Annotated in this window: 18 protein-coding genes; 17 read left to right on the forward strand and 1 reads right to left on the reverse strand. The window is 38.5% G+C overall.

The annotated features are described in order from the left end of the window. The first annotated feature begins 34 nt into the window (after nucleotides 1-34). The 9 genes from rlmD (at nucleotide 35) to PGZ10_RS12785 (ending at nucleotide 10,200) form a co-directional block, all read left to right on the forward strand. Nucleotides 35-1,198: a 23S rRNA (uracil(1939)-C(5))-methyltransferase RlmD gene (gene rlmD, locus PGZ10_RS12740; protein WP_117556469.1), complete on the forward strand. Its 1,164-nt coding sequence runs from the start codon at nucleotides 35-37 to the stop codon at nucleotides 1,196-1,198. A gap of 310 nt (nucleotides 1,199-1,508) precedes the next feature. After that, a complete protein-coding gene (locus tag PGZ10_RS12745) occupies nucleotides 1,509-3,431 on the forward strand; it encodes an ABC transporter substrate-binding protein (RefSeq protein WP_270247531.1) in 1,923 nt (640 codons plus the stop codon). Between the two features lie 204 nt (nucleotides 3,432-3,635). After that, on the forward strand, nucleotides 3,636-4,616 hold the full coding sequence (locus PGZ10_RS12750; RefSeq protein WP_008369366.1) for an ABC transporter permease: 981 nt from the start codon (nucleotides 3,636-3,638) through the stop codon (nucleotides 4,614-4,616). Between the two features lie 11 nt (nucleotides 4,617-4,627). Then, nucleotides 4,628-6,385 (forward strand): ABC transporter permease subunit, encoded by a 1,758-nt coding sequence (locus PGZ10_RS12755; protein ID WP_117556473.1) that lies wholly within the window; start codon nucleotides 4,628-4,630, stop codon nucleotides 6,383-6,385. Between the two features lie 8 nt (nucleotides 6,386-6,393). After that, nucleotides 6,394-7,389: an ABC transporter ATP-binding protein gene (locus PGZ10_RS12760; RefSeq protein WP_008369363.1), complete on the forward strand. Its 996-nt coding sequence runs from the start codon at nucleotides 6,394-6,396 to the stop codon at nucleotides 7,387-7,389. Then, the gene (locus PGZ10_RS16635; RefSeq protein ID WP_117823777.1) at nucleotides 7,379-8,851 is read left to right on the forward strand and encodes an ABC transporter ATP-binding protein; all 1,473 of its coding nucleotides are present in this window, start codon (nucleotides 7,379-7,381) and stop codon (nucleotides 8,849-8,851) included. The genes PGZ10_RS12760 and PGZ10_RS16635 overlap by 11 nt, the downstream gene beginning before the upstream one ends. An 18-nt stretch (nucleotides 8,852-8,869) precedes the next feature. Beyond that, entirely contained in the window at nucleotides 8,870-9,082 is a 213-nt protein-coding gene (locus PGZ10_RS12775) for a hypothetical protein (protein WP_008369357.1), read from the forward strand. 31 nt (nucleotides 9,083-9,113) lie between these two features. Beyond that, on the forward strand, nucleotides 9,114-9,791 hold the full coding sequence (locus PGZ10_RS12780) for a GntR family transcriptional regulator (protein WP_117556479.1): 678 nt from the start codon (nucleotides 9,114-9,116) through the stop codon (nucleotides 9,789-9,791). Nucleotides 9,792-9,957: 166 nt separating this feature from the next. Further along, on the forward strand, nucleotides 9,958-10,200 hold the full coding sequence (locus tag PGZ10_RS12785) for a hypothetical protein (protein ID WP_008369354.1): 243 nt from the start codon (nucleotides 9,958-9,960) through the stop codon (nucleotides 10,198-10,200). Nucleotides 10,201-10,394: 194 nt separating this feature from the next. On the opposite strand, the gene PGZ10_RS12790 is transcribed toward PGZ10_RS12785, so the two are convergent. Next, nucleotides 10,395-11,018, reverse strand: a complete 624-nt coding sequence (locus PGZ10_RS12790) for an HAD family hydrolase (RefSeq protein ID WP_270247532.1) — start codon at nucleotides 11,016-11,018, stop codon at nucleotides 10,395-10,397. A 117-nt stretch (nucleotides 11,019-11,135) separates the two neighbouring features. Here PGZ10_RS12790 and PGZ10_RS12795 point away from each other — a divergent pair, with 117 nt between their 5' ends. The 8 genes from PGZ10_RS12795 to PGZ10_RS12830 all read left to right on the forward strand — a co-directional run bounded on the left by PGZ10_RS12795 (nucleotide 11,136) and on the right by PGZ10_RS12830 (nucleotide 20,688). Beyond that, the gene (locus PGZ10_RS12795; RefSeq protein WP_270541574.1) at nucleotides 11,136-12,194 is read left to right on the forward strand and encodes a LacI family DNA-binding transcriptional regulator; all 1,059 of its coding nucleotides are present in this window, start codon (nucleotides 11,136-11,138) and stop codon (nucleotides 12,192-12,194) included. Nucleotides 12,195-12,306: 112 nt separating this feature from the next. Next, the gene (gene ilvN / locus PGZ10_RS12800; protein ID WP_270203887.1) at nucleotides 12,307-12,807 is read left to right on the forward strand and encodes an acetolactate synthase small subunit; all 501 of its coding nucleotides are present in this window, start codon (nucleotides 12,307-12,309) and stop codon (nucleotides 12,805-12,807) included. A 137-nt stretch (nucleotides 12,808-12,944) separates the two neighbouring features. Continuing rightward, nucleotides 12,945-13,964, forward strand: a complete 1,020-nt coding sequence (gene ilvC, locus PGZ10_RS12805) for a ketol-acid reductoisomerase (protein ID WP_008369340.1) — start codon at nucleotides 12,945-12,947, stop codon at nucleotides 13,962-13,964. Between the two features lie 773 nt (nucleotides 13,965-14,737). Continuing rightward, complete coding sequence (locus tag PGZ10_RS12810) at nucleotides 14,738-14,896, forward strand: hypothetical protein (RefSeq protein ID WP_270247535.1); 159 nt, start codon at nucleotides 14,738-14,740, stop codon at nucleotides 14,894-14,896. Between the two features lie 106 nt (nucleotides 14,897-15,002). Then, a complete protein-coding gene (locus tag PGZ10_RS12815) occupies nucleotides 15,003-16,268 on the forward strand; it encodes a radical SAM/SPASM domain-containing protein (RefSeq protein ID WP_270541575.1) in 1,266 nt (421 codons plus the stop codon). Nucleotides 16,269-16,316: 48 nt separating this feature from the next. Beyond that, entirely contained in the window at nucleotides 16,317-17,279 is a 963-nt protein-coding gene (locus PGZ10_RS12820; RefSeq protein WP_270246143.1) for a tetratricopeptide repeat protein, read from the forward strand. A gap of 9 nt (nucleotides 17,280-17,288) precedes the next feature. Then, complete coding sequence (locus tag PGZ10_RS12825; protein WP_270246142.1) at nucleotides 17,289-18,980, forward strand: ATP-binding cassette domain-containing protein; 1,692 nt, start codon at nucleotides 17,289-17,291, stop codon at nucleotides 18,978-18,980. Further along, nucleotides 18,970-20,688, forward strand: coding sequence for an ATP-binding cassette domain-containing protein (locus tag PGZ10_RS12830; protein ID WP_270541576.1), 1,719 nt, complete (start codon nucleotides 18,970-18,972; stop codon nucleotides 20,686-20,688). The genes PGZ10_RS12825 and PGZ10_RS12830 overlap by 11 nt, the downstream gene beginning before the upstream one ends. The last annotated feature ends 33 nt before the right edge of the window (nucleotides 20,689-20,721 follow it).

Below are 20,721 nucleotides of genomic sequence, written 5' to 3' on the forward strand. Positions count from 1 at the left end.
TGAGAAAAGAATAAAAAAAGAAGAGAGGTAAAAAATGGAAGAAAAGAAAAAACAGACAGAACCGGAAGCCTGTAAAGTGGCAAAAAAATGCGGAGGATGCCAGTATCAGGGAGTGCCATATAAGGAGCAGCTGAAAAAGAAGCAGAAAATGGTGAACGCTCTGTTGTCAAAATACGGAAAAGTAGAACCGATCATCGGAATGGAGAATCCGTATTATTACAGAAATAAAGTACACGCCGTATTCGACAGAGACCGAAAGGGAAATATCGTATCCGGAACCTATGAAGCGAAGACACACCGGGTCGTTCCTGTTGAAAACTGTCTGATCGAAGACAAAAAGAGTCAGGAGATCATCCGGACGATCCGGGGACTTTTGAAATCTTTTAAGATCAAAACCTACGATGAAGATACAGGATATGGCTTGTTCCGTCATGTGCTGATCAGAAGAGGGTTTAAAAGCGGAGAGATTATGGTGGTTCTGGTGCTTGGATCACCAATCCTTCCATCGTCTAATAATTTCGTAAAAGCACTCAGAAAAGAGCATCCGGAGATTACAACGGTTGTCCTTAATATTAACGACAGAAAGACCAGTATGATCCTTGGGGAGAGAGAAAAAGTGTTATATGGGAAAGGATTTATCCGGGATGAACTCTGCGGGTGTACTTTCCGGATTTCACCAAAGTCCTTCTATCAAGTAAATCCGGTGCAGACGGAGATCCTTTATCAGAAAGCGATTGAATTTGCACATCTGACAGGGAAAGAAAGCGTGATCGATGCATATTGCGGAATCGGAACGATCGGTCTGATCGCATCGGGACATGCAAAAGAAGTAGTCGGTGTGGAACTTAATAAGGATGCCGTGAAGGATGCAATATTAAATGCAAAAGAGAATCAGATCCGGAATGTGAGATTTTTCCAGGGAGATGCCGGGGAGTTTATGGAGGCGATGGCAGCAGAGGGAAATAGTATGGATGTGCTGTTTATGGATCCGCCGAGAGCCGGAAGTGATGAAAAATTTATGGCATCTGCAGTGAAGATGGGACCGGAGAAGATCGTGTACATTTCCTGCAATCCGGAGACACTGGCAAGAGATCTGAAGTATCTGACAAAAAAAGGATATCAGGTAAAAAAGATACAGCCGGTGGAAATGTTTGCGTTTACGGAGCACGTTGAAACCGTCGTACTCTTATCGCGATAACAAAAAGATTGATGAAAAAAAGCAGAATAAGCGTTCTGCTTTTTTGTTTTTAGTCAAATGTCAACATTTAACAATTTGTTAAAAATGCACAAATTGTAGACTGTTAACAATCTGAATGTGTGTGAACGAAAAACAGATATCGTCCATATATGTAGTAAAATCCGTCCATGAAAGACTTGCTTTTTTGTATACAATAAAAATACGTCGTATTTAACAAAAATGCACAAAAACGAAAACGACAATAGATGTTTAATTGGTAAAATGTTATAATTGTCTTAACACAAAGTTTACATTTATGGAGGAATGCAAAATGAAAAAGAGAATGATAGCCCTCATGCTGGCTGGTATCATGGTATTCTCAGCCACAGCCTGTGGCGGTGGAGGAGCTTCCAGCAAGAACCAGAATAATCAGGATGATGGTGAAAGCAAACAGGTTGGAGTTGAGGTAACCGAAGATATGCAGAGTGCACCGCCGGAAGATGCACCTGTAGGAGGACAGGTTGTAGTTGCAATTTCACCAGGTACCTTATCACCGGATATGTACGGCGGATGGACAAATAGTGCAACGAACTCTGGATTTATCGGACTGATGAGTGGTTACGCCCTCGCTGATTACAATCGTGATTATGTTCTTGATTGGGACCCGGTTGTTGTTAAAGATCACGAAGTAATCGAAAACGATGACGGAAGCAAGACATACCGTTTTGAAATCAATGATAACCTGAAATGGAGTGACGGTTCTCCGATCACAGCAAAAGATTATGTATTCAGTCTTCTGCTTCATTCTTCTCCGGAATTTGCAGCCTGTGAAGGTGATGCAACATACGGATGGGCTTTAGTTGGATACAACGATCATGTACAGGGAACAACAAAAGAATTCGCAGGTGTTAACCTTCTTGGGGATTACGAATTTTCTATGACAATCAGTGCAGATCAGCTTCCGAACTACTATGAGATGGCAAATGTTGCCTATGGACCGGAACCGCTTGCAGCAATCGCTCCGGGATGCGACGTGAAGGATGATGGAAACGGAGCATACCTCACAGACGGATTTACAGAAGATCTCATCAGAGAAACCTTACTTGATCCGGATAAAGGATTCCGTTACAAAGCACCGGTTGTATGTGGACCTTACAAATTAAAGAGTGTTGACCTTACAACTGAAACTGTTGAACTTGAAATCAACGAAGAATACCTTGGAACATATGATGGAACAAAACCACATATCCAGACAATTATTTCCAAACCGGTTGCAGATGAAACAATCCGTGACGAATTTGAAAAAGGAACAATTGATTTCTACTCAGCAGGTACAGGAGAAAAGATCGAAGCTGCTTTAACAAAAGTAGAAGAAGGAAAATTAGATGCAAACTATGGTCTTGTACCGGGAACACGTATCAACGAGATGCGTTATATGTGTGACTTTGGACCGACACAGTTTGAAGAAGTAAGACGTGCAATCGCTTATATCGTAGACCGTGATGAAATCAACAAACAGTTAACAGGCGGATACGGTACAGTGGTAGATTGTTATGCAACAGATGCTACAACAGATTTTGCAGCAATCAAAGATGATATTGAATCTGAACTGATTCACTACTCATATGACCTTGATAAAGCAAAACAGGAACTCATCGATGGTGGTTGGACACTGAACGAAAAAGGTGAAGAGTACAAAGAAGGTACAGACAAATACCGTTATAAAGAAGTAGATGGTGAATTGATGAAATTAAAAGTTGAAGTAGCATGCTGCGAAGATGACTACTCAAAACTTTACAACACAGTAATCCCACCGGAAGCAGAAAAGATCGGTATGGAATACAAATACACATCTATGGACTTTGCACTTATGATCAACCATTTGAATCGCCAGGGTATCGATGAACCAGAATATAACATTTTCTACAGTAGTATCGGAATTCCGGAAATTCTCTTCTACTGGAACTGTTTCGATGACGATCCGAGTTTAATGGGAAGCTGGAATGTTAACTACATTTCCGATCCGGAATTAAAAGCAATCGGTAAAGAGATGCAGAAAGTTGATTCTGAAGACATTGACGGATTCAGAAAATTATATGGAGAATTCCAGCTGGCATACAACAAAAAACTTCCAAGTCTTCCAATGGGATCAGGAGTTTCTTATATGTTCTTCAATCCGAAGCTTAAGAATTTCGTTCCTAGAGCTCATGTGGGATGGGGAGCAATGGTATTAGATGCATACTTTGAAGAATAAGCATAAAGGATTCATCAGAATAGATCAATTCTATTAACTTTTGATATGCATGACAAAACAGGGAGGACAGAACAAAGGGAAATGTTCTGTCTTCCCGTATCTTTTCTTTATACGAAAACAAAATTATGGTAATGGTTCGGACAGAATCACATGTCATGAATAATTCAGGAATAACTATTTCATCCAGAAGGAGAAAACTACATTATGGCAAAATACATATTGAAAAGACTTGGTTATATTATTATAGTATTCTTCCTGCTTTCCATCTTACTGTTTGGTATTTTCAAAATGGTACCTGGTGACCCTGCCAGACTTATGGTCGAGGGACAAAAGCAGAGTGTTTCACCGGAACAGTATGAGATGCTTTATCAACAGGCAAGAGTACGTCTCGGACTTGATAAACCGATTCCGGTTCAGTATTTAAGCTGGATGGGAAATATCTTACAGGGAGATTTCGGTTACTCTACCGTATATCGTATTCCGGTTAAAGAACTGATCGGACCTCCGATGAAAAATACAATCGCCCTGAACGTTGTATATTATATTTTCCTTTTCGCAATCGGAATTCCGCTGGGAATCAAATGTGCGGTAAAAAAAGACACGGTGTTTGATACATCACTCCAGGTAGCAACTATGATCGGTATCAGTATTCCTTCATTTATTTCGGCACTGATCTTTATCTACCTGTTTGCAATTAAAATTCCGATCTTTCCAATCAGTGGAATGGTCACAACGGGTGCAAATTTTACAGGCTTCCGTGCATTCTTAGATTATTTATATCATATGGCACTTCCTATTATTGTATGTCTGACAGGTATCGGTGGTCTGATCCGTTATGTCAGAGGAGCTCTTCTTGATGCATTATCTATGGATTATGTAAGAACAGCCCGTGCCAAAGGTCTGAAAGAAAAAACTGTTATTTACAAACATGCGTTCCGTAACGCGATGATCCCGATCACAGGTTGGATCGTAGGCTCTATCGTAGGTATTTTTGGTGGAGCGGTTATCATTGAGACTCTGTTCTCATGGAAAGGTGTCGGAAAACTTCTGATCGATTCCTTGAACCAGCATGACTATACAGTCGCACTGTCCATGCAGATGTTTTACATTTTGTTAGGACTTGCTGCAAACCTGATCACAGACTTATGTTACTGTATCGTTGATCCAAGAATTAAACTCGATTAGGAGGAAGACAAATGTTATTTGGAAAGAAGAAAGAAAAAGAACAGCGTTCCGTTCTTGAAGAAGAACAGATGCAAAGTCCTTTTCGTACGATTATAAAAAATCTGCTGGAAAACAAACTGGCTATGGGAGGATTGATCGTATTTGTATCAATTTTTGCAATGTGCTTCATCCTTCCGATCTGGTTTCACCAGGATTTAAACTATCAGGATCCAACACAGAAAAATATCGCACCGGGATTTTCATTCCTTTCGGTTCCGTCAGATTTAAAAGACAATGCCGAAGTGATTGAATTTGGTCCGACATATGGTGTAGGAGTAGACAAAGACGGTTACGTTTATGAGTGGGGACAGTTAACGAAAAACCTGAAAAAAATTCCGGCTGATATGGGAAAAGTTGTTGATATCGCAGTTGGTCAGGACCACGTGCTGGCAATCAACGATAAAGGTAACTTATACACCTGGGGCTTCAACCGAATGGGTCTTAATGTGATTCCGCCGGAACTGAAAGGCAAAAAGATTGCTGACATTGAAGCAGGATATCAGGTATCCGTTGTTGTAACAGAAGACGGAAAAGTTGTTTCATGGGGAAATACAAGTGCAGTTGATATTTCTACAGCTAATGTAAAGGACGAAAAAGTCAAAGAAGTAAAAGCAAATATTCAGACAGCCATTGCCCTTACAAAGGATGGAAAAGTCATCTCGCTTGCAAAGAAAGAAACTGCTTTAGATAATGTACCGGAAGAGATTCAGGGAAAAGTAGAAAAAATCGCTTTAACAGATAAAGCAGCAGCAGCTGTATTAAAAGATGGTACTGTAAAAGTCTGGGGAAACAATCACGACCATATTTTCTCCGTACCGGAAGAAGTGCAGGGCAAAGCAGTGGATATTTCAGGTGGACGTAACCATCTTGTTGTTGTGACAGAAGATGGAAACGCAGTGGCCTGGGGCGGAAATGAAAACAATCAGGCAAAGGTTCCTGCTAAAGCAACCAATATTGCAAAATTAGCTTCCGGCTATTATCAGAACTGTATTATCAAAGAAGACGGCTCTGTTGTGACATGGGGACTGAAAGGTTACTTACTTGGAACAGATAATCTTGGAAGAAACGTATTCTACCGTATCTTAAAGGGTGGACAGATGACTATGACAGTCGGATTCATCGCTGTTATCATCCAGTTTGCGATCGGTATCTTAGTAGGGGGTATTTCCGGATACTACGGTGGAACTGTGGATATCCTTCTTATGCGTCTGGCAGAGGTTGTCGGATCCCTTCCGTTTATCCCGCTGGCACTGATTCTTTCAGCTTTGATCGGAAATAAAGTATCTGATGTCGGAAGAATCATCATGATCATGTTGATCCTCGGTTTCCTCGGATGGACCGGTATCGCAGGTCTTGTCCGTGCACAGGTGCTTGCAGAACGTAACAAAGAATTCGTTGTCGCTGCAAAAGCACTGGGTGTAAGAGAAAAGAATATTATTTTCCGTCATATCGTACCGAACGTAATGACGATCATTATCGTACAGGCAACAATCTCATTTGCAACCTGTATGCTGACAGAATCCGGATTATCATTCTTAGGATTCGGTGTTGCAGAGCCAATTCCTTCATGGGGAAATATGCTGAACAACTGTCGTTCTTCAGAAGTTATCTCACAGTACTGGTGGAGATGGGTATTCCCGTCAGTTGTATTAGGACTTTGTACTGTAAGTATCAACTTGTTTGGTGACGGACTTCGTAGAGCAGTTGACCCGAAAGCAAATGAAAGGTAGGAATAACGATGGCATATTTATTGGAAGTAGATGATCTACATACATTTTTTAAGACAAAAAAAGGAATTGTAAAAGCGGTCAACGGTGTTTCCTATCGAGTAGAGCCTGGGAAAACATTAGGTATCGTAGGAGAATCCGGAAGTGGAAAGAGTGTATCGGCAATGAGTATCTTAAAACTTTTGGATGGAAACGGATATATCGACAGCGGTACAATTACTTTCAAGGGAAGAAATCTTGCGGAGTGTACAATCAATGATATGTACCAGATTCGTGGAAATGAGATTTCCGTTATTTTCCAGGAACCGATGACAAGTTTGAACCCGGTATATACGATCGAAAAACAGTTAAATGAAGTTTATTTAACCCATCAGAAAATCACAAAAAAAGAAGCAAGTGAGAAATCACTTGAAATGTTAAAAGCTGTTAAGATCCCGAATCCGGAATCTGTTATGAAACAGTTCCCGCATCAGCTGTCAGGTGGAATGCGTCAGAGAGTTATGATCGCCATGGCTCTTGCCTGCGAACCAAGTCTTCTGATCGCTGACGAACCGACTACTGCTTTGGACGTTACCATTCAGGCACAGATCTTAAAGCTGATGAATGAACTGAAAAAGGAAAAAGGGACCTCTATTCTGTTCATTACACATGACCTTGGAGTTATCAACCAGATGGCAGATGAAGTGGCAGTTATGTATTGTGGTCAGGTTGTGGAAATGTGTAAAGCAAGAACTATCTTTGCAAAAGAGACAACCTGTTCACATCCATATACGGAAGGACTTATGACTTCAATTCCACGTCTGGATACACCGGTCGGAGCAAGACTTGAGGCAATTCCGGGAGCAGTACCTCATCCGCTCAATCTTCCGAAGGGATGTAAATTTGCTCCGCGTTGTAAATATGCAACAGAGAAATGTATGAATGAAGAACCAAAATTAGAGTTGGCAGAAGACAATCACTTGATTCGTTGTTTCTACCCGGATAAGGAGGCACGCCATGCCAAATAATGATGAAAAGAAAGTGCTTTTGAAGGTCACGGATCTGAAACAGTGGTTTCCACTTAAGAAAACAAAGTTATTCCAGAAAGAGCAGGAGTATGTAAGAGCCAATGACGGAATTACTTTGAATATTTACGAAGGAGAAACAGTTGGTCTTGTTGGAGAATCCGGATGTGGAAAATCAACATTTGGAAGAACTTTACTTCAGATCTACAAACAGACAGAAGGTAAGACAATGTATTACGGCAGAACTCTTACCGATATGGCACCGCTTTATGTAGACGAAACAATCAAAAATATTTCTTCTGGTAAAAAGAAAATTGCCGAATTAGAAGCGAAGGCAGAAGCATTAAAAGCGGAATATGAAAAAATGGAAGATTCTGCGGAAAAATTCCAGAAACAGGCTGAATGTGAAAATATCCAGAAGAAATGTAATATGGAATTCCTGAATCTTGTTCAGATCATTGGTGGATTCTATAGCTTAGATGACACAAAAGAAGCAGAACAGTTACTGCTTGAAAAATTCAAAGTTGCCAGAGTGATCAGTGGTTTAAATGAAGAAAACCAGATGGAAGGTGTCGATAAGACAAAAGAAATCGCAGAGAAGAAAGTGGAACTTGAAAAAGCGGAGAAGAAGTTAGAAGAACTCCGCAGTAAATATAAAAACGATGAAGCTTTTACAAAATACGAAGCATACCGTGATAATGGAGTAGATCTTGCGAGACTGAAAACACAAGAAATGCGTTTCCTACGTAAAGATATGCAGATGATCTTCCAGGATCCATACTCATCACTGAATCCGCGTATGACAGTTGGACAGATCATCGGAGAAGGTCTTCTTGCACATGGCATTTTTAAGAAAAATGATGAAAAAATGCAGGCGTATGTTATGGAAGTCATGGAAAAATGTGGACTTGCACCATATATGATCCATCGTTATCCACATCAGTTCTCTGGTGGACAGAGACAGAGAATCGGTATTGCACGTGCACTTGCATTGAAACCAAGATTTGTAGTCTGCGATGAGGCGGTTTCCGCACTTGACGTTTCCATTCAGTCGCAGATCGTCAACCTTCTGAAAGATCTCGGAAGCGAAGACAATCTTGCATACTTATTTATTTCACATGGTTTGAGTGTTGTAAAATATATCAGTGACCGAATTGGTGTTATGTACCTTGGAAACATCGTAGAGCTTGCAGAGTCACAGGAAATGTTTGATCATCCTACACATCCATATACAGAAGCGCTGCTATCAGCAATTCCGACGACAGACGTAGATTCTAACAGAGAGATGATCCCGCTTGAAGGAGATATCCCAAGTCCGGTTCATCCGCCGAAAGGATGTAAGTTCCATACAAGATGTAAATACTGTACAGAAATCTGTAAGCATATTACACCGGAACTTGTGGAAATGAGACCTGGACATTTTGTAGCCTGTCATAATCCACTCGGAGTAGAAAAGGATTCATAAAATCAGAAAGGAATTAGCATGAGCTTTTTTGGAGGATACAGCAAACGAGGAAGACAGTTGGAAGAACAGGATAAAAAGTTCCTGGAATTTAAAAAGCAGATGAGTGACCAGAACATTGTTTTTGAAAAGGGAGATTATCTGGCAATGGTTTTGGGGGCATTCTGGGCACTCTGGCCGGCTCTGGCAATTACACTGGCAGTAATTGTGGGGATCAGCCTGTTCTTTTTATAAAAAAACTGCAAAAATCTGAAAGGAAGAATGAATGGATTATACCAGGAAGGCATCAATACAAAGAAAAACTCTTTGGCAGCAAATCGCTGATGTGTTAAGAGAAGACATCATTCGGGGGAAGATCAAACCGGGGGAACGAATTGTAGAAGAAGATATTGCGGAGAAGTTTCATGTAAGCCGGGGACCGGTCAGAGAAGCCCTGCGTCATATCGGGGAGGAAGGATTTGTTGTTTATGAGTCTCATAAAGGCAGTACAGTAAAGACGATTTCCTATGAAGAAATGCAGGAAAAATATCTTGTCCGCTCTACCCTGGAAGTTCTGGCAATCAGGATCATTGCCGGAAAACTTCCGGAAGAAATCGAACGGGAAATGGATGAGTGTCTGGACCAGATGGAAAAAGCTGCGAAAGAAAAAGATGTGTACCACATTATGTGTTATGATGAACAGTTTCATTCATGCATTGTTCGAGCAGCAAAGTGCGAAACCTTATATAAAATATGGGCAATGCTCCGGGAAAGCAATTTGTGCGGATATTATACAATGGGTGTTGAATCCATCATCCCCTTTGATGTACTTCGCTACAATCATGAGATCCTTTTAAAAGGAATAAAAGAATTGCCTGTTGAAAAGACAGCAAAATTGATTGAGGAGCATTATATGATCGTTCCGGAAGTTCTGCATGAAAAACAGTGTAAGAAATCCGAATAGAACGAAGGATAATGTGATTTCAGTTGTTTTAGATCAGGTGGCTAAAAAGACCACCTGACAGCGGCGTTCTACTTCAAAGCTTCGTCACAAAACAGACTGTGTAAATACTTGCAATTACAAGAAAAAACGAATACAATATAGAAAAAGAGGCAGGTATCAAGCGGAAATGAGACAGATGGAATTTAAAATGGAGCGTCCGGGACTGGTTGAACCCGGACAGATTGTTGATGTGACAGAGGGCGTTGTAGCTGCGTATTTTTATTATACGATTGAGCCGGCTGTGGCAATGAGCGCCAATTATCGTTCATGGCAGAGACTTAAGTCAGGACAGGGAAAGGTGATTGACGTAAAGCAGACACCGCAGGGATATTATGTGGTGTGTGAATTTGATGAAGAGGATGTGGAATAAAGAAAAGGAAAAATCCACTGGAAAGAATTCAATATAAAAAGATCAGAGAATGATAAAAAATGTGATTATCAGACTCTGATCTTTTTATATTGTCATGTGTATGGAAGGAAACTACCGGTGGCAGACTCTGCAGATGCTGAATGATGGAAAAAACTGCTATATAATCCTGAACCAGGAACATAAACAGAGAAAATCTACAGTCCAAGAAGAGCAGGAAGTTCCCTGATTGCGCCAATCTGTCTTGGTGGATCCGGAATATCACCAAATCCATACGAAGCATAAATAAAAGGAACGTCTGCTTTCTGGCAGGCATCAAAATCACCTGAAGTATCTCCGACATAAACCACATCCTGCAGATGATTGCGCTCCATCAGAAGACGGATGGATTCATTTTTTGGAACCTGTGTCTGACCAAAGCATAAAAAATCTTTGATATATTTTCCGAGTCCCATCGTTTTTAGAAAAACTTCGATATATCCACACTGGCAGTTGCTGACGATATAAAGATCGATTTTCTGAGAAAGGCTTTCCAGTGTCCGTGCAACATCCGGGTAAAGAATACCATGATCGGTTTCAAGCAGCCGGTTTTCATAGTCAAAGCAAAGATAGCCGATCCGGTCACGTTCTTCTTTTGGGCAGGAAGGAAAGAGTGCAAGCGTGATCTCATCCATAGTTTTTCCGAAAAGTGACTTAAGCCCATCAGCTGTAAGTGAGAGGGAAAAATCCGTATTCTCATCTATCGCCTGATTCCAGGATCTGGCAACTGCTTCGGTTGAGTCCCAGAGTGTGCCGTCTACGTCAAATATAATACCATCCATAATTCAATCTCCTGTATCTGAAAAAAATATTTAACAGGTTAAGGATAGCACAAGGCGAGTATCCGGGCAATGATCTGCAAAATATTTTATCGAAAAGTTACAGGTGCTGTCGAAAAAATGCGAATTAGTAAGATAGAAGAAAAGAAGTGTAAGATAGTAGAAACAGAGAAAACAAAAGAAATAAGTGGGGGAAAAGAAATGGCTGAGGGGAAAATCAGGATCAAAGATATTGCAAAAATAGCCGGAGTGAGTGCAACAACTGTATCGAATGTGATCCATGGAAGAACGGAAAAGGTATCAAGAAAGACGAGAAAAAGGATAGAGGAGATCCTGGATGAACAGGAATATGCCCCAAGCATGGGAGCACGTATCCTTTCTGGAAAATCTTCCGGGATGATTGCTGTAGTTGTTGGAAAAAGGCAGGAATGGGAGCAGGAGAGTGAAAAATTAGAAGAAATACTGCGTGAGATCGAGAAGAGTCTGGATGAGAGAGAATACTATATGCTGCTGCATTTTGTAAAAACAGCAGAAGAATTTGTACGATATGCGGCGGTATGGAAACTGGATGGGGTTATCTGTATCTGGCTCAATGAAGAGGAGTGTACAAGAATCCGGCAGATGTGTGCAGTTCCGGTGGCTGCGATATACAGAACAGACCGGATTTACGGAAAAGCCGGTGAGGAAGTCGCAAGGTTTCTGTTTAAAAGAGAGGAACGGAGAATCTGGTTTCTGGATGGAACGGAAGAGTACGGAAAAGCGGTATGGCAGGGAATGCAGAAAATATTTTCAAAAAAAGGCTGCTGTCTTGAAGAAGAACAATATCTGGAAATTCCAAAAGACAGGGATCTGCGGAGAATGTTCTATAAAATCCGGCTGGCAGGGCTTGCTTTATCCGCAGATATGCTCGTATTTGCATCTGCCGTACAGGGAGCAGAGGCTGTCGGTTATCTGCATGATCTGGAAATCAAGGTGCCGAAGGAAATTGAAGTGATAGCGGTCGGAAAAGAAGAAACAGCACTTATTTGCCGCCCACAGCTGACAACAGTAGAGTTTGACAAAAAACGATTAGTCCGGCAGGCAATCGAAGAATTATATGTGCAGATAATAAAAGGATATATTTTGACAAAATCCGGAAAAATCAGTGTGAAAACGATAATTAGAGGTTCCTGTAATTGATAAAATCGAATTAAAGTGATAAAATTTTAGAAAGCTACTTGACAAAGGTGGTGTCAATTGCTACAATAAAAAAACAGAACGCACTCTGTTTTGTAAAGTAAAGGAGTATGTTATGAGAAAACAAGCTTATTCAATTTTGGTTTATAACAATCCGGGACTATTAAGCCGTATGGCAGGATTGTTCAGCAGACGGGGGTACAATATTGAAAGTATTACCGCAGGTACAACTGCAGATCCGAGATTTACAAGGATCACGATCGTAGCAAGTGGAGATGAACAGATTCTTTCACAGATCGAGAAGCAGGTTCGCAAGATGGAAGATGTGATTGAGGTGAAGCCGTTAAATGACAGCAATTCAGTATGCAGAGAACTGGTTATGATCAAGGTTCGTGCAAATGCATCTGAAAGAGCAGACCTTATTTCACTGGCAGATATTTTCCGTGCGAAGATCGTTGATGTTGAAAAAGACTGTCTGATGATTGAACTGACGGGAACCGAATCAAAGCTGAAAGCGTTTATGGAGCTTCTGGACGGATATGAGATCCTGGAGCTGGCAAGAACCGGTATTACCGGACTGAAGCGCGGAAGCGATGATGTGATCATGTTTGATTAAAGCAGAGAGACGTTTTGAAAAGAGCGACGAGCTCGAAAGTGGCACCTTCAGGGATGCAGCAGTAGTTACATAAGAAAGCTAGGGGCATGGAGCCTTTAACTCTATAGAATTCAATAAGTCATAGGAGGAAATTAAAAATGGCAGCAAGAATTTTTTATCAGGAAGACTGTAATTTATCAGTATTAGAAGGACAGACAATCGCTATCATCGGATATGGTAGCCAGGGACATGCACATGCACTGAACCTGAAAGATTCGGGATGCAATGTCATTATCGGTCTCTACGAAGGAAGCAAATCATGGGCAAAAGCAGAAGCTCAGGGATTTGAAGTATATACAGCAGCAGAAGCTGCAAAGAAAGCTGATATCATCATGATCCTTATCAACGATGAACTTCAGGCTGATATGTATAAGAAAGACATCGAACCAAACCTTGAGGAAGGTAACATGCTGATGTTCGCACACGGATTCAACATCCACTTCGGATGCATCACACCTCCGGCATACGTAGATGTAACAATGATCGCTCCAAAAGCACCGGGACATACAGTAAGAAGCGAATATCAGGCAGGAAAAGGAACACCATGTCTGATCGCAGTAGAACAGGATTACACAGGAAAAGCCTGGGACAGAGCACTTGCTTACGGTCTTGCAATCGGTGGAGCAAGAGCAGGACTTCTTGAAACAACATACAGAGTAGAGACAGAAACAGACCTCTTCGGAGAACAGGCTGTACTTTGCGGTGGTGTATGTGCCCTTATGCAGACAGGTTTCGAAACACTTTGCGAAGCAGGATACGATCCAAGAAACGCATACTTCGAATGCATCCATGAAATGAAACTTATCGTAGACCTGATCTACCAGAGCGGATTCGCTGGAATGAGATACTCAATCTCCAACACAGCAGAATACGGTGATTACATCACAGGACCAAAGATCATCACAGAAGATACAAAGAAAGCAATGAAGAAGATCCTCTCAGACATCCAGGACGGAACATTCGCAAAAGAATTCCTTCTCGACATGTCACCGGCAGGACGTCAGGTACACTTCAAAGCAATGAGAAAGAAAGCCGCAGAACATCCATCAGAAGTGGTTGGAGAAGAGATTAGAAAACTTTATAGCTGGAACGGTGAGGATAAATTGATCAATAACTAAGCGATAGGCAACAAGCCGGTCAGCTAAGCGGAAATAGAAGGAGTCCGGGAAAAACATGTTCGCATGCTTTTCCCGGACTCCTTCTATTTCTGATTAGTTAGTTGGCGCCGCCAACGGTCGAACAAGCTCTGCTTGTGAGACTCTGACCGGCTTGTATCGTAAATCATTCGACCCACAAACTCTAAAAACACAACCAGCGGAATCGCGCTTCCGCGCCAATTCCGCGTCCCCTCAAAACAAAAGTCCTGTCCTTCCACAAACACACCCAGCCAAATCGCGCTCCTGCGCCAGTTTGGCGTCCCCTCTAAACAAAAGTCCCGTCAAACCAATAATTTTCATCTCCAGCATCTCACTTACCTAAGTCGAAAAAAATAAGATTATATTACTGTGAGCAGAGTGGATGAAGAATGGACAAAAGAAATTGTATGATATTATAAAAGACAGTTGTAAAACAGATTTTTCTGTCATTTTTTAGTGATATTATATAAATGAGGCGTAAAACTATAATAAAGTTGCTTGAATTACTGTTTTTAACATTTTTTGCATAAAACTACAATATTGCTCTTTACAAAACGATACGCTTACATTATATAAAATAAAAACCGTTTTCTATCACAAATGTTCAATGATATATTTTAAATTGATTTGTCAAAAAAATAATAAAACAACAAAAAAGACTGAATATTATTCCTTGTATCAAGTAATATATTGATAATTATCCCATCTGTGATATAGTAAAGATAATAGGTGTCTTTATTGGAGAGGTGAATGAAATGAAAAATGATAAAAAAAATGATATTTTTGAAGTTATTAAAGATGCACGAACGAACCCGATTCAACAAATAGAAACTATGGCCAGTGAACTGCATAAAACAGAACATATTTCTCCACTAGATGCTTGCAAATGCACTGGAAATTGTGGTGCTATGTAAATTATGCAAATATAAAGCGTATTAAAATGTAGATATTTAGTGCAAGTAAAGACACCTATCTTGTAAATTACGAATTTCAGTAAAGATATAATGAGAGGGATTAATTATGAGATTTAGTAGTTATAATATGGTATGTAATATTGATAATAAGCGATATGTTTATAATTCTATATCAAAATCAGTTTTGCAATTACAAATAGGATGTGAGATTGATTTTGAGGATGATAATTTATGTGATGTTGAAAATTTATTTAACAAAAAACAATGTCTATCCCTTCAAAATAATGGTTTTATTATAGAGGATGATTTTGATGAACTTAAATCACTTGAATATATTTACAAAAAGAATTTTTTTGATTCGTCGGAGTTAACACTTATTTTAACACCGACTTTTGAATGCAACTTTTCATGTCCATATTGTTTTGAAGCTCCTCAAAGAAAAACTAAAACTTCAAAAAATTATTTTGATGTTTTAAAAAAATATGCATACAAAAATTTTAAAAATTACCGTCATGTAGAATTAAGTTTGTTTGGAGGAGAACCTCTTTTGTTATATAGTCAATTTAATGATATGCTAGAATATACAAAGAAACTATCAGGGCAATATGGTTTTGACTATTCTACTTCAATTGTAACAAATGGTTCTTTGATTACAGAAAATATTGTTGATTCACTAATAAAACATCATTGCAGGACATTACAAATTACTCTTGACGGTGGAAAAGAAAGCCATGATAAAACACGAAAATTTAAAAATAATAAACCTTCGTTTGATATGCTGATAAGAATAATTAATGAAAAATTAGAAAAGTATTTTGAGGATTCTAATTCTGAATTCTATTTAAGAATTAATTTAAATAATAACAGCGTTATGGAACTTAAGGAAACTTTATTGAAAATAAAAAAAGAACTAAGGAAATATATCATTGTATCAATTCGAGTCGTTTATAATACGGAAACTTATTCAAATAAAAATAAAAATACAATTGATGAATTGAAAGAATTTTATGATACTGCGGCATCTTTAGGTTATAAACTATCTAATAATAGATATTATAATCGATCTTGTGAAGCGTGTTGTGATGAAAAAGTGTTCTATATTACACCTGATTTAGGAATTTGGAAATGTATTAATACTATGTCACTTGAAAATGGTAAAATAGGCTACATTAATGAAAACGGTGATATGATAATTGATGCAAAAAGAATGCTTGAGTGGTATTCCGCAGCGGATTGTTTTGATGAAGAGACTTGTGTAAAATGTAAAAGACTTCCAGATTGTTTTGGAGGCTGCATTTTACATAAAAGTGTATATGGAAAACGAGCATGTACACCGTTTGATATGACATCTCTTTCATATTTTTATGATTAAATATTTTTTAATAATGGAAATATAATTGTAGGAGTGAGAGCATTATTTATGGAAATCGCCAAATGGTATAACGAAAAAAAATATTCATTAATTTTAGATTCATTTGAGCAAATTGTTTTAGAGAAAAATAATCAAAATTTTTATATTTTAGGTTTGGTATTGTTCGAATTAGGATATATAAAAGAAGCAGTTAAGATTCTTATGGAAATATTAAAACAAAATAATACAGAATATCCATTTGATACTTCGAGGGGGATTACTTATCTTGCACTTGGATTTTTTTCAATGGGAAAATATGATTTGGCAAAAAGTAATTTAGCAATTGCATCAAATATGAAAGGGGAATTTTCAGGAGAAAGTAAAAAATGGGATATATTATTACATTTATCTGATAAAGTGAAAAAATTTTATGAAAATGATTGTTTGAGATTTTACTTTGTTGATGATATTGATGCTTTAAGACAAAAAAAATTTATGGATGCGTACACTTATAAATATCAAATAATAATAAAATTTTTTGGAGTTATATTGCCTAAGAAAATAGATGTTTTTGTATATTCCTCTCATAGAGATGAATTAAATGGAGCTTTGAGCTATGCAAATCCTCCACTCGGTTCTGTTCATGTATATATATGGGAAGAGTGCGGACATGAACTTACACATGTTGTTTGTTTCTATTTAAAAGGGAGAATTAAAAGTAAAACAAAATTTATAAATGAAGGAGTTGCTGAATGTTTTAATAGTGTAAAATATAATAATCATTATATGTTAAATAAGCATGACATAGATATTTTTGAAATATGGAATAATTATGATAGTTATGATAGAAATTATTCTAATTTTATTGCTTGCAAATTTTGCACTAAGTTGTTGGAACAAGGTGGAAAAGATAATTTCTTAAAACTTATTTATGAACAAACTATTTCGAAAGCTGAAGAAATTTATGGAAGTCTCTTATATGATATAAAAAATGAGGTGGAAAGGGAAATCTTATTAGGAATTGATTGTTAGGACGATGAAATGAGAAACGAAAAAAAGTACAATAAAAGTATTTATTTTACAATGGTATTTGTACAGACAATAATACATCTTGTTGTTTTGTCTGAGATATTTTTAAAGCTTTTTTTAATTGACCATATTGTATATGATGCTTCTTCTAAAATTATTATAATGGATTTTATTTGGATCATTATATTGTTTTTACTAGAAAACATCTTACATATATTTAAACAGGCTGCGAAAATATGGATTACAAAACAATATAAAGACGTAATGCCGGAAAAGATTATGCATGTCTGTCAAAAACTTTCTCTTCAATTTTTAGAACAGCAAAATATACAGGAAATAATAAAACGATCCGATTCATATTTTGAAAAATCATTGGAATATACGGATGCATTAGTCAGTTGGCTCAGACTTGTTTTGTCTTCTATCGTTTTAGTCTGGTTTATGAGAAATACTTCATTTTTCGCAATACTTGTTATGAGCATACTCGTTTTAGTTGCTTTTGTGATTAATTTACGGACAACAAAAAATACCTTTGGTTTTTGGAAACGATATATGGAGACAGCACGTCGGTTTAATTATCTTTCTGATTTACAAATTAAACGGGAATATGCTTATGAGCGCCGGATTTATGACACATCGAAGGCTATGGATGAACGATTTTCAAAAGAATTTGATCAGGCTGCCAGGATAAATCGAAAGAGTGGTCATACTCGGTTTCGTGGACAAATATTGCTCGAGAGTATTTTGATAGGAATTACAGTTTTTGTAATGTTTTATTTTGCTTTGCCGAATACAATGGAGTCGATTACACTCGGAACTTATACCGCAATCACGGAAACCATTGCAAGAATGCTAGAGGAACTTTCACGGTGTGCAGAAAGCGTATTTCCAATTTGGGAGTTTCATGGTCTTCGCACAGAATTAATCCGATTTGTAGAAAATGATTTTTTGGAAAAAGGGTCAGCGAATAACTTCAGGGCAGAATCACCCAGAGAAAATGTATTGTCTTTGGACAATTTACAGTTTCGTTATTATGAAAATAATGAAGATACTTTGAAAGGGATCTGCTTTACTTTTGAAAAGGGAAAACACTATGGTCTTGTTGGAGTAAATGGGGCTGGAAAGACGACACTTGCAAAACTGTTGCTTGATCTTTATAAACCGACAAATGGCAGAATCTATGATGGAACTGAGAAAAAGACAGCGCTATTTCAGGATTTTCAGGTTTATCCGGTAACTGTAAGGGAATATCTTTTGATGGGAAATGATTCGAATCTTTCGAATGCCAGAGTGTCAGAGGTACTGGACATGCTAGAATGTTCAAATCTGAAGCAGGGGCTTGACACACCACTTACACTTTTGACAGAAGAAGGAACATTACTTTCAAAAGGACAATTGCAAAGACTGGCAATTGCCAGAGCTTTTCTTTCGGAGGCAGATTTCATTCTTTTGGATGAACCGACAGCCAGTCTTGATCCTATTTCTGAACGGGAAGTATATAGATTGAGTGAACATATATTTCAAGAAAAGACAACGTTATTTATCACGCACCGTCTCGGCGCTGTCAGTCAGATGGATGAAATTCTTGTATTGGATCATGGTCAGTTGGTAGAGCATGGGTGTCATGAAGAACTGATGCGCAAAAATGGAGTTTATCGAAAACTTTATCAAACACAGAAGGAGATGTATGTGGATGAAATTTAACTGTAAGCATACGGTTGTGGCGAAATGTCTCAAACTGGGTGCAGAAATGATGCCAAAACATTTTGCAGGGATGATATTCGTCCACCTATTTCTGGCTGTACTTCCAGTATTTGGTATTCAGATCAGTCGCCGAATCTATCAGCTTGCCGAAAAGTCTGTATTGTCAGACTATCAGGTATTAACATTGCTTCTTCCGGTTTTGCTCTATGGAGCGTATTTGTTTCTGATGAAAAGCTACACCATTTACTATGAGCGTGTGATTGTTCAGTTCGGAGGATTGCTGGAATTTGAGAAGAAAACAAAATTGATACTTCATGAAAAATGTGGAAAAATTGCGATGCGTTATTATGAGATGCCGTCCTTCTATAACAGACTATGGGAAGCGAAAGTTGCAAGTATCAATGTATATCGGGTAGTCGAATGCGTGATTACTTTATCTGGTGCGGTGCTGTCAATTGTTCTTCTTTCTGGATATGCATCTATTATCCATTCGTCTTTTTTTCTTCTTATTGTACTGGCTGCCATTCCAGCACTTTTTGGAAATGTCAGTGAAGCAATTTTAAAAAGTCGCAGGCGTACACAATTAGCGGCTCTTGCAAAAGAAGAAAAGGACCGAAAAGAATGTACAACTGATATCCGTTACACAAAAGAGCGGATTGTATATGAAAGCAGTGATTTTCTTATTCAGAAATGGAAAACTTCTTCCAGAAAACTGCGTGAAAAAGAATATGAAGTGGAAATGCAGGTGTTAAAGATTCGTACTTTTTTGATGTTTTTAAATGTTGCTGCAACAGCAGGTGTCTATGTACTGGCCGGCTATTTGTTTTTCCAGAGAAAAATTGATTATCCAGCGTTCATGGTAGCAGTTTCTGCAACATTTCAGCTTCAGAATCAGTATGCACAGTTGTTTTCAGACTTGGGAGCTTTTTCGCAGTTTTGTCTAATGGTAAAACCATTTTTCCTGTTTCTGGATACAGAGAACGAAACACAAAGAATCGCATCAACGGGTAAAATTGCATTCCATCATGCAGGATTTACGTACCCGACGGGAAAAGAACCGGTGCTTCATGATTTGAATTTTACAATACATGCCGGAGAGAAAATCGCTATAGTGGGGGTGAATGGTGCTGGGAAAACAACGCTTTCTAAATTACTGGCAGGATTACTGGTAGTTACAGAAGGGAAAAATGAAGGTGTTCTCGCTGATACACCTTCTGTTATGTTTCAGGAATATCAGCAATATGCATTAACGTTGCTGGAAAATCTTGCTCCCCAGGAATTGGAATTAAAAAATCCAGTACTTGCAGAAGAGCTTCTTACAGAACTAAACCTCAGTCAGATTGCAAAAAATGAAATTCTTGGACGGGAGTTTGGAAAAGTAGATTTGTCGGGAGGGCAATGGCAGAAATTGGCGATGGCGAGAGCATTTTACCACGGAGGGACTTTCTTTTTATTGGACGAACCTACATCAGCCATTGATCCGCTATATGAAAAAGAATTAAATGATCTTATTTTCAGACGTATAGGAAATGACAGTACGATTATCATTATTTCACATCGTCTTAGTATTGCAAAAATGGCTGACCGTGTACTGGTGCTGGATCATGGTACAATAGCAGAGCAGGGAAAACATGAAGAATTGTTAGCAAATTCAGATTCACTTTATCAAAAACTATGGAATGCACAACTAAGTTGGTACGGAGAATAGATTAGAAAAATTTTTAACTTGTTTCCTTTTCAA

The organism is Coprococcus sp. AF102-57 (genome assembly GCF_027686195.1).
GTDB classification, from domain to species: Bacteria; Bacillota; Clostridia; order Lachnospirales; family Lachnospiraceae; genus Allocoprococcus; species Allocoprococcus comes.

Coding starts and splice junctions, on each gene's coding strand:
- rlmD (WP_117556469.1), top strand. CDS start 35: ATGGAAGAAAAGAAAAAACAGACAGAACCGGAAGCCTGTAAAGTGGCA.
- PGZ10_RS12745 (WP_270247531.1), top strand. CDS start 1,509: ATGAAAAAGAGAATGATAGCCCTCATGCTGGCTGGTATCATGGTATTC.
- PGZ10_RS12750 (WP_008369366.1), top strand. CDS start 3,636: ATGGCAAAATACATATTGAAAAGACTTGGTTATATTATTATAGTATTC.
- PGZ10_RS12755 (WP_117556473.1), top strand. CDS start 4,628: ATGTTATTTGGAAAGAAGAAAGAAAAAGAACAGCGTTCCGTTCTTGAA.
- PGZ10_RS12760 (WP_008369363.1), top strand. CDS start 6,394: ATGGCATATTTATTGGAAGTAGATGATCTACATACATTTTTTAAGACA.
- PGZ10_RS16635 (WP_117823777.1), top strand. CDS start 7,379: ATGCCAAATAATGATGAAAAGAAAGTGCTTTTGAAGGTCACGGATCTG.
- PGZ10_RS12775 (WP_008369357.1), top strand. CDS start 8,870: ATGAGCTTTTTTGGAGGATACAGCAAACGAGGAAGACAGTTGGAAGAA.
- PGZ10_RS12780 (WP_117556479.1), top strand. CDS start 9,114: ATGGATTATACCAGGAAGGCATCAATACAAAGAAAAACTCTTTGGCAG.
- PGZ10_RS12785 (WP_008369354.1), top strand. CDS start 9,958: ATGAGACAGATGGAATTTAAAATGGAGCGTCCGGGACTGGTTGAACCC.
- PGZ10_RS12790 (WP_270247532.1), bottom strand. CDS start 11,018: ATGGATGGTATTATATTTGACGTAGACGGCACACTCTGGGACTCAACC.
- PGZ10_RS12795 (WP_270541574.1), top strand. CDS start 11,136: ATGCGAATTAGTAAGATAGAAGAAAAGAAGTGTAAGATAGTAGAAACA.
- ilvN (WP_270203887.1), top strand. CDS start 12,307: ATGAGAAAACAAGCTTATTCAATTTTGGTTTATAACAATCCGGGACTA.
- ilvC (WP_008369340.1), top strand. CDS start 12,945: ATGGCAGCAAGAATTTTTTATCAGGAAGACTGTAATTTATCAGTATTA.
- PGZ10_RS12810 (WP_270247535.1), top strand. CDS start 14,738: ATGAAAAATGATAAAAAAAATGATATTTTTGAAGTTATTAAAGATGCA.
- PGZ10_RS12815 (WP_270541575.1), top strand. CDS start 15,003: ATGAGATTTAGTAGTTATAATATGGTATGTAATATTGATAATAAGCGA.
- PGZ10_RS12820 (WP_270246143.1), top strand. CDS start 16,317: ATGGAAATCGCCAAATGGTATAACGAAAAAAAATATTCATTAATTTTA.
- PGZ10_RS12825 (WP_270246142.1), top strand. CDS start 17,289: ATGAGAAACGAAAAAAAGTACAATAAAAGTATTTATTTTACAATGGTA.
- PGZ10_RS12830 (WP_270541576.1), top strand. CDS start 18,970: ATGAAATTTAACTGTAAGCATACGGTTGTGGCGAAATGTCTCAAACTG.